Origin of the sequence: Rummeliibacillus sp. POC4 (assembly GCF_003576525.1) — a bacterium.
Taxonomy (GTDB): domain Bacteria; phylum Bacillota; class Bacilli; order Bacillales_A; family Planococcaceae; genus Rummeliibacillus.
On the sequence record NZ_QWUA01000015.1, the window covers coordinates 26,374 to 33,856 of the forward strand.

8 protein-coding genes are annotated in these 7,483 nt (G+C 36.9%); all 8 read right to left on the minus strand.

Features of this window, described 5'->3' with window-relative positions; translation table 11 throughout:
- Positions 1 to 34: 34 nt before the first annotated feature.
- The 8 genes from D1606_RS06770 to D1606_RS18700 all read right to left on the minus strand — a co-directional run bounded on the left by D1606_RS06770 (position 35) and on the right by D1606_RS18700 (position 7,314).
- Positions 35 to 940, minus strand: coding sequence for an ROK family protein (locus tag D1606_RS06770; RefSeq protein WP_119415265.1), 906 nt, complete (start codon positions 938 to 940; stop codon positions 35 to 37).
- A gap of 146 nt (positions 941 to 1,086) precedes the next feature.
- Positions 1,087 to 2,091: a LacI family DNA-binding transcriptional regulator gene (locus D1606_RS06775; RefSeq protein WP_119415266.1), complete on the minus strand. Its 1,005-nt coding sequence runs from the start codon at positions 2,089 to 2,091 to the stop codon at positions 1,087 to 1,089.
- A gap of 35 nt (positions 2,092 to 2,126) precedes the next feature.
- Positions 2,127 to 2,969, minus strand: a complete 843-nt coding sequence (locus D1606_RS06780) for a carbohydrate ABC transporter permease (protein WP_369973763.1) — start codon at positions 2,967 to 2,969, stop codon at positions 2,127 to 2,129.
- The gene (locus D1606_RS06785; protein ID WP_233548043.1) at positions 2,969 to 3,844 is read right to left on the minus strand and encodes a carbohydrate ABC transporter permease; all 876 of its coding nucleotides are present in this window, start codon (positions 3,842 to 3,844) and stop codon (positions 2,969 to 2,971) included. The genes D1606_RS06780 and D1606_RS06785 overlap by 1 nt, the downstream gene beginning before the upstream one ends.
- 310 nt (positions 3,845 to 4,154) lie before the next feature.
- Complete coding sequence (locus D1606_RS06790; protein WP_233548044.1) at positions 4,155 to 5,444, minus strand: ABC transporter substrate-binding protein; 1,290 nt, start codon at positions 5,442 to 5,444, stop codon at positions 4,155 to 4,157.
- Between the two features lie 466 nt (positions 5,445 to 5,910).
- Entirely contained in the window at positions 5,911 to 6,435 is a 525-nt protein-coding gene (locus D1606_RS06795) for a short-chain dehydrogenase (protein ID WP_119415270.1), read from the minus strand.
- An 86-nt stretch (positions 6,436 to 6,521) separates the two neighbouring features.
- A complete protein-coding gene (locus tag D1606_RS06800; protein ID WP_119415271.1) occupies positions 6,522 to 7,040 on the minus strand; it encodes a GrpB family protein in 519 nt (172 codons plus the stop codon).
- 133 nt (positions 7,041 to 7,173) lie between these two features.
- Positions 7,174 to 7,314: a Rossmann-fold NAD(P)-binding domain-containing protein gene (locus D1606_RS18700; protein ID WP_158582332.1), complete on the minus strand. Its 141-nt coding sequence runs from the start codon at positions 7,312 to 7,314 to the stop codon at positions 7,174 to 7,176.
- Between the last annotated feature and the right edge of the window lie 169 nt (positions 7,315 to 7,483).

Genomic DNA, 7,483 nt, shown 5'->3' on the forward strand with positions numbered 1-7,483 from the left:
CCATTGTTCTTAGAGACTCTCGAAATCTTCAAATCTAAAATGTGTCCTTCTGCCGTTGTAAAAAATGATATAGAGCACCGATTAAATTAGAATCATTGCCAAACTGACATCTTTCTACTTTAACCGTTAAGCCTTCTGATTCATACTTCATTTGCTGTAATGTTTCATTAATCTTCTCGACAAATCCCTCTCGATGACTGATTGCCCCTCCAATCAAAATCTTCTCCGGATCGAGGATGAATTGTAGATTATATATGCCAACAGCAAGTCGTCTCATAAACTTATCAATTTCATCCGCTACTTCCGAGTCCCCATTTTCAGCTAGCTTAAATATCTTTTTACCTGTAAGAACATCGGGGTCTATTCCTTTTCGTTTAGCAACCTGTTGGATTAATCCGCCTACCGCTGCTAAAGAACTAAAGGATTCTCCAGTATTCGGCCCCAGATAGTCCTCCATCAACATATACCCAAATTCTCCGGCAAAACCATTTTTCCCATGTCGAAGCTTTTTATCGAGAACCACTGCACCTCCAATACCAATACCAAGCACTATACAAAGATAATCCTTCACATCCTTTGCTGCACCAATCCAACCTTCTGCCAATCCAGCACAATTCGCATCATTTTCTAGCTCAACAGGTAACTCCGTTTTATCCTGAAGAAGGTCTTTTATATTGGGTCCATGAATATATGGAAGAGCGGACGATCCCTCAATAATCCCCGTTTCAACATTCACGGCACCTGGTATACTAATAGCCAGCCCTTTTACCAAATGGCTTTTCTTAAACTCACCCACAATATCACCAATTGTATCTATAAATTCGGCTAGACTCTTTTTAGGAGTCGGAAGGGAGGATTTTTCAATAAAACAACCTGTTTCATCCATCAGAGCATATTTTATGGCAGAACCTCCAACATCAAACACCGCGTAGTAATTCACCATATAACCTCCTGCAACCTTATTTTTTATAAAAGGCTATTTATCCAATTCTTTCTTTTGTCGTAATAGAATAGCATTTACGAAATATCTGAATTCTATTATTAAATTGAATATTTCCGGGAATCTAGCAATATAGCCGAATTTATTCAACACGATTCCCTGATTATCAATTCTGAGTCAATAAATACTGGTTTTAATTGTGACCGGTCATTAATCAAATCGTCGAGCATATAGGCGGATAATTTACCAAACTTCTCTTTATCCTGTTTCACTGTCGTTAATTTTGGATGACTATACCGACACGCTGCAATATCGTCACACCCAATTAACCGGATATCTTGAGGACAGTTCAAGCCCGCCTCTTTAATCGCTTGCAATGCTCCAAGTGCCATCATATCTGACGTAGAAAAAACAGCCTCTGGCAGCTTTTTACTTTGCAGTATTCGCTTCATTGCCACATAACCGCTTTCCTCATGAAAATCACCATATTGAATCCAATCCTCACAAATTTCCAGACCAAATTGATTCATTGCCTCTAAGAAACCTTGTTTACGATAGGTAGAAACAGGAGAATCAAACTTACCACCAATAAAACCAATTTTTTTTATGGCATGAAGATAGAGATACTCTACCACTTTTCTTGCCAAACCCACATTATCCGTCATGATATAACTTGCTTTTGGTCCTTTTAACTCGATATCTATTCCGATGCAGGGTAAGCCCTCTAAAGCTATATCGTAGGTAGCCTCCTCTACTTCTTCTCCTGCAATGATTAAACAACCATCGACATTGAAATGCCGGCATCTTGCTATATAACTGCCATTATCCGTATTAAATTTTTCGTTTGAAAACATTAAAATATCGTATCCTAGTAAACCTATATTTTTCTTAAAAGAAGATAGAATCTCATTAAAATAAGAATGGGTCATATCTACATTAATTCTACCGGCATATATTAAACCAATCAGATTTGATTTTTTTGTTGCCAATGATCTAGCAGAAAAGTTAGGCTCATACCCACTTTGGTTAATAATATCCATAACTTTTTTCTTTGTTTCTTCACTTATTCCCTTATAATTATTGATCACTTTTGAAACAGTTCCTTGCGAAACATTTGCCATTTGCGCAATATCTTTAATGGTTAAATTCATGTTAATCCCTTCTAAGTGTGAGTAATTTCTTTTATTTATTTCACAGATCCTTCAGTAATACTTGAAATAAATAACTTGTTGAATGATAAAAAGACCACTAGTAGCGGTACAGTTGCCCAAAATACACCCGACATAATCATCCCAAAGTCCACATTTCGGGTATTGCTTAATTGGGCTAATGCTACTTGAATTGTATAATTCTCCGGATCCCTCAAAACGGTAAACTGCCATAGGAACTCTCCCCATACTGCGGTAAAAACAATAATACCTACAGTTGCAATTGCTGGTAAAATAATTGGAAGGACAATGTTGCGGTAAATTCTAAAATTCGAGCAACCATCCAATTTAGCCGCCTCAATAAGTTCATCAGGTACTGATTTACTGATATATTGCCTCATGAGAAAGATTCCCAATGGATTTAAGAAGAACAAAACCATTACACCTGGTAATGTATCAAGCAAACCTGCTTTTGATATTAAGAAATATTGAGGTATTAAACCTAATTGCGGAGGAATAATCATCGTTAACAAAATTGCAATGAAAAGAATATTTTTCCCTGGGAAAGTAAACTTCGCAAATGCAAAACCAGCCAATGAACTAATGATCAAAACAACGATTGTTACAATGGCACAAATGACAAATGAGTTCCATATTGAACCGAAGAAATCAATTTGATTTAATACTTTTTTAAAATTTTCAACCAACATATTCCCAGGTGTAATCGTAGGAGGAATCGAGTTAAAGGCTGAGCTAGGTCTAGTAGCCATTACAAACATCCAATAAAACGGGAATAAAGATAATATAGAGGTAATGACTAATAAAATATAGACAAGGAGTTTGCCACTAGAAAATTTTCTTGCCCTTTCTATTATTTTCATCATCCATTCCTCCTTTTTCTTCCTATACCAGATGATAAGTATACATTGATTGCTGCAATCGCTGTGATCAATATTAATAATATGATTGCTGTTGCAGATGCGGTGCCAAAGGATTGTAATCTAAAGGCATCACGATACAAGTACATCACGATTGTCATTGCCTCATCTCTCGTAAAGGCATCATTTCCCAAAAATACAGTTGGCTCAGAAAATAATTGGAGTGCTCCCACGGTGGACGTAAAGACCGTCAATATGATAAACGGCTTCAGCATGGGTATGGTTATATGTCGGAATTGCTGTATTTTGCTTGCACCATCAATTGAAGCAGCTTCATACAAATCATTTGGGATACTTTGAATTCCAGCAAGATAAATTATCGTGTTATAGCCAACCCATCGCCAAAATACCATAATTGAAATCGCAAGTTTCGTTCCCCATTCTGACCTAGTCCAACTCACCGGATCAAGTCCTGCTAAACTTAATACATAGTTGGCTAAGGAAGATTCATGGTCACTAAACAGCACACTAAAAATGAGGGCTACCGCTACCATTGAAGTAATATAGGGCATAAAAATGGTGACTCTGAAGAAATTTCTAAATCTTAGAAATGCCATATTTAACAAGTAGGCAAAAATGATTCCAAACAAGATTTGAGGAGCGGTTCCCATGATTCCCATAACGATTGTATTATAAACCGCCTTCCAGAAAAGAGAATCAGTTAAGACAATTTTAAAGTTCTCCAATCCGGCAGGGATCATAGGGCTAAGACCGTTCCATTTTTGAAATGCTAAATAAATACTAAATATAGCCGGATACAAACCAATAATCGCAAAAATAATAAAGAAAGGAGCAATGTATAAATAGGCAGAATACATATCTTTTCTCGATTCAGACCTAACCCGCTTCTTTCTTCCCTTGACCTCATTTGTTACTGTATTCGCTTTCAGTTGAATACACCTCTTTTCCATCAAAGATGGGAGTGGCGTTCCCTACAAGACACGCCTACTCTCCAGTTTTTCTAGTAAACTATAAAGTGAAACTTCCATCAGTGGGGGTTTTCTTCATCCCCACTGATGGTTAGTTGAACCAATCGGACTTTTACGGGCAGTTATCCCCCACCTATCTTTCTCATTTCTCTCTCAACCTTGAGGTGGGGGTCTTACTGCCCGTTAATGCGGGATTAAATTATCGATTTAATAAGCCCTTAGAACGCTTAATAGCTTCTTTCCATTCTTTTTCAGGGTCTGCTCCTTTACTTTGCACGTTCTTCAAAGCATTCAAAACTTCTGAATAAATTGGGAAGTATTTTTCACCTTTATAAACAGCTCCATTAATATCTTGTGCAGCTTTTGCAAATACAGGTGCAGTTGATTGTCCTCCAAAGAATTCATCTTTATTTGTTTTGAAATCTTCCATTTCATAGACCGATTGTGCAGAAGGGAATAGTCCCTTGTCTTTGAAGGATTTCAGTTGATTTTCTGGAGAAACTAACCACGCTGTAAATTTATATGCTTCTTCTGCATTTTTTGTTTCGCTTGGAATGGAAATGAAAGATCCTCCCCAGTTCGCTGCAAATTCAGATGGCAGTGTTGCCACTCTCCATTTACCGATTGCTTCTTGCGCATTACCTTCCATCCAGCCCTTTAACCAGCCAGCTCCTAACTCAGCAGCGAATTCTCCTTTATTTACGGCATTCGCCCACTCCGGTGACCACATCTCAAATTTACCAACAATCCCCAGTTTGTTTAACTTTACGGCATAATCATAGGCATTTTTAACGGCATTTCCATCCTTTTCTAATAACAACTCGCCTTTATTATTAAGAAATGTTGTTTCTGCACCGTCCAAGTAAGCTCTGAATGCCATTTCAATACTATCTATAAATACCTTACCTGTTTTTTCTTTCACTTTAAGCCCTGCTTCTTCAAATGCAGTCGGAGAATTAATGGATGCTGCCACTTCTTCCGGATCAGTTGGCAACCCTGCTTTCTCAAATAGATCTACCCGATAGTACAAGGCTTTCGGTCCAATATCCGTCGGCAAACCAATCAAGAAATCACCACTATCGTTCTCACCTGTTTTCCATTTCCAATCTAGGTACTGATCTTTAATATCATTTGCACCAAGGTCATATAAGTTTTCAAAACGGTCTTGTGCCGTTTTAAAACGGTCTAATTGGTCAATTTCTAACATGGCAATATCGGGTGCTCCGCTTCCAGCAGATAAAGCAGTAAATAATGCATCATGATGTTCTGCGGTTTCAGCAGCCCTTACTTTAACTTTGACACCAGGATTTTCTTTTTCATACTCTTTTGCCAAATCTTCATAATTAGTAGCACCAAATGTCCAAAAATTCAGAGTAACTGTATCTTTGCTTTTACCATTTTCTGAAGAAGTCTTTTCATTACATGCTGCTAATGACAACGCCAGAGCCGTAGATAGTCCGATAGCAATCAGTTTTTTAAGGCTTTTCAATTGTGATACCCCCATTATTGTTTTATTAAACATTCCCCGAATACATACTTTGAGCGATTCTTATATGTACCGACCCCCTTTTACTACGCTAATCTTGAAAAATATGAAATAGCAATAGGACTCCCCATAGAAATCGGTTTCTATAAAAGTTCATATAAATTTAAACGCCCAAAGATGAAACCGTTTTCAAATTTGATTATATATGTAACATCTTCTAAAATCAACCAATTATTTTAAATTATCAGAATATTTTTAGAAACCGCTTTCTCTATTACCTTTCGAAACTATAAAAATAAACCGCGCACAATTGAGAGACAGTAATATAAGCATTTATTTTAATACATAACAAAAGTTCTCCCTTATTAATCCTAAGTCTACGATAAATCTGCTCCACTAATACCAGTTCTGATACGGTAGTGGTTAAGCTTTTACTTTTATGTATGACCATTTAAGAAGGTCGTTGTTTCTAAGGTTCTGTCATTCCAACAATATATTTAGCTTCTTTTTGAGAGATTGCTTTAATCACCCCAGAGGAGATTTCTGTATTGGTTAACCATCTCGTTTGGTCATTTTCTCTCACAAAACCCAATTGCACTTGAGAATAGGTACAATTTTTAGGTACACTGATATTCTTTTTGATCGTTTCTAAATTTGAACGACTGCCTAAAATGTGAAGCAAATTCCAATTACTTTTCTGTTTGGAAACCACATTCATAATTGTAGAAAGAGCATCAGGAGCAGTGGAATGCACCCATGCAACGACTATATCAATATCACCGATTTCTCTTATTTGTTCTTCTATTGCCAATTTCAAATCATTCGTCTCATGATAGTCTAAATATAAAGGATTAATGTTCTTACATTGATCGATAAGGAAATCCATTTTCTTCTTACTTCTCCCAATGACAGTTACATCATCATATTGGCTAGCCAACCAAACGGATGCTTCCTTGAACATTCCACTACCCCCGATAATAAGTGCATGGCTCATAGAATTACCTCCTTTGTCTTTACCCTATTCAAGTAAAATTACTATTGTTCGCCAACTTACAATTCATGTAGCATTATACCGACAAACTACATCTTCAACCTTTCCGAAAACCAACTGAGCGCTTTTTGCTCCATTTCACTTACAAATTTCTTTTTTGCTGGACTATAATCACTTGTAGTTTCGTAGCGTTGCGCCAACTCTTCTTTAAAACGACTGTACTCAGCTACTTCTTGAGGATGATTTCTTAAATAATCTCGAAAGATCAAATGCCGTTCAATTTCAGGATTGTCAAATTGGTAAAAATGGATATGGTGAGTTCTGTTCTCGCCACCTTTTCTAAATAACCTCCTACCTGTAATCCCCCATTCCCCAGCAACATCATAACCAAGGTACTCCATTTGCTTATTGTATAAGTCCACCTTCTCTATCGACTTAACAATACACATCATATCGATTACAGGTTTTGCTTTCATTCCATAAACTGATGTACTTCCAAAATGCTCGCATTTGATGATCTCGTCGCCAAATATTGTTTTCAGAAACTCTGCCTCAATTTGAAACATTTCAGGCCAATCTACATTATATTCTGTAAGGCGTACTTTCATAGTAGTATCCTCTCCTTATAATTCTTAATAATATGGCGACAGCAAAAACACCTGGATGAGTTTGATTATTTATTGACTATTTCTCACTAACCAACATCTCTCTTCATAATAGATGTTCCTTGTTGTATAATTTCTAATATTCGGTTAAATGTTTAAGAAAATCCATTTTCTTCTTTCTTCTCCCAATGACAGTTACATCATCATATTGGCTAGCCAACCAAACAGATGCTTCCTTCAACATTCCACTACCCCCGATAATAAGTGCATGGCTCATTGAATGACCCCCTTTTTCTTTAACTTTCTCCTCGTATATTAGTAGTAAGAGCTCTTTCCGATAGAATTTCCAGTTGATCCGGACAACTGGTGATTCAATTGGATTTCCTATAGGAAGTGTCGCCTTTTGGCTCCCTCACTCTTTTTATGTTTTACCTGTTTGACCCTGG